Below are 1,794 nucleotides of genomic sequence, written 5' to 3' on the forward strand. Positions count from 1 at the left end.
CTGGTGTCCGGCGCGGCCTCCATCCCCACGCTGACCTACCGCGAGGTGTCGGAGCTGGCCTATTACGGGGCGCGGGTGCTGCACCCCAAGACGATGCGGCCGTGTGTGGAGAGCGGCATCCCCCTGCGCATCAAGAACACCTTCAACCCGACCCACCCCGGCACAGTCATCGTCGATGAGGCCCCGGCCCAGAACGGCTCGCTGAAGGCGGTGACGGCCATCAAGGGCGTCAACATGATCACCGTCGAGGGCAAGGGGATGATCGGCGTGCCCGGCATTGCCGCGCGGACGTTCGGCGCGGTCGCGCGGCTGGACGTGAGTGTGCTGCTCATCACCCAGGCGTCGTCGGAGCAGTCGATCTGCTTCATCGTGCCCCAGGCGGCGGCGGCGGCCGTTGTCGCCGGCGTGGAGCGCGAATTCGCCGCCGAACTGGAGCGGCGCGACATCGAGCGCGTCTGGCCGCGCGACGAGATCGCCATCGTCACCATCGTCGGCGCGGGCATCCAGACGACGCCCGGCATCGCCGGACGGGTCTTCAGCGCCCTGGGCGCGCACCGCGTCAACGTCATCGCCATCGCCCAGGGGTCGTCGGAGTGCGGCATCAGTGTTGTTGTCAGCGCCGCCGACGTTGGCCGCGCCGTGGGCCATATTCATGAGTTGATTGTGGCGTAGAGGCGTGGCATGGGATTCTTGTCCCGTGGTGGGGGAGCAGGGGCAGGGGAGCGGGGGAGCGGGGGAGCAGGGGAGATAAGAGAAAGGAAACATGGCAGACTCGAAATCGAAACGACTACTCACTGGCGCGGCGGCTGTGGCCGGGGGCGCGCTGTCCGCGGCCGGCGTGATCGGCTGGCGGCGCTGGCGCAGCCGGGATCATGCCGGCGCGGCCGCGTTGCCGCCCGGCCAGGCGCTCATCACCGGCGCGTCGGCCGGCATCGGCGAGGCATTTGCCCGCCAACTGGCCGCCGCGGGCTATGACCTGACGCTGGTGGCCCGGCGCGCCGATCGGCTGGAAGCGCTGGCCGCCGAACTGAGCGCCGCCCACGCCATCCGGGCCGAGGCGCTGGCCGCCGACCTGTCGGGCGAGGAAGACGTGGCCCGCGTCGTCCGCCACATCGAGGGGCTGGACGACCTGACCCTGTTGATCAACAACGCCGGCTTCGGCACGCGCGGAACCTTTGCCGAGGTCGAGCTGGAGCGTTCGCTGGACATGATCCGCGTCCACCTCATCGCCAGCGTGGCCCTGGCGCGGGCGGCGCTGCCGGGCATGATCGCGCGGGGCGCGGGGGCGATCATCAACGTGTCGTCCGTCGCCGCCTTCTTCGCGTCCGTGGGCGGGGCCAACTATGGCGCGACCAAGGCGTACCTGAACGTTTTCAGCGAGACGCTGGCGGCCGAGTTGCGCGGCACGGGGGTGAAGGTGCAGGCGCTCTGCCCTGGCTTCACGGCGACGGAGTTCCACGAGGTGGGCGACTATCAGGGCTTCGACCGCGCCGAGATTCCTGGCGCGGTGTGGATGTCGGCCGATGAGGTGGCCGCCGAGTCGCTGGCGGCGCTGCGGGGCGACCGCGTCATCGTCGTGCCCGGCGCGAAGTATCGGGCTATGGTCGCCGCCAGCCGCAGCCCCCTCGGCGGCCCCATCCGCCGCGCCGCCCGCGCCGTGCGGCGGCGCTGGCGAAAGGGTTAACGCATAGGCACGTGGATGTTTCAGGTTCCAGGGGCCCGGGTGCAGGGGGGCGCCCCCGGGCCGGGGGCCCGGGCCCCGGGACCCCGCGTATGGCGCGCCCAAAGACGCCC

Annotated in this window: 2 protein-coding genes; both read left to right on the top strand. The window is 71.4% G+C overall.

Annotated elements, in window-relative coordinates; all coding sequences use genetic code 11:
- Positions 1–672: ACT domain-containing protein (locus tag ACE3UY_RS20770; protein WP_374689388.1), on the top strand; the 672-nt coding region annotated here is incomplete at its 5' end.
- 91 nt (positions 673–763) lie between these two features.
- Positions 764–1,684 carry an SDR family NAD(P)-dependent oxidoreductase gene (locus tag ACE3UY_RS20775; RefSeq protein ID WP_374689389.1) on the top strand — a complete coding sequence of 307 codons (921 nt, stop codon included), beginning with the start codon at positions 764–766 and terminating at the stop codon, positions 1,682–1,684.
- The last annotated feature ends 110 nt before the right edge of the window (positions 1,685–1,794 follow it).

Origin of the sequence: Promineifilum sp. (SeqCode) (assembly GCF_041918635.1) — a bacterium.
Taxonomy (GTDB): domain Bacteria; phylum Chloroflexota; class Anaerolineae; order Promineifilales; family Promineifilaceae; genus Promineifilum.

What these genes read in the sequence shown, in the direction of transcription:
- ACE3UY_RS20775 (WP_374689389.1), top strand. Translation starts at nt 764, where the DNA reads ATGGCAGACTCGAAATCGAAACGACTACTCACTGGCGCGGCGGCTGTG.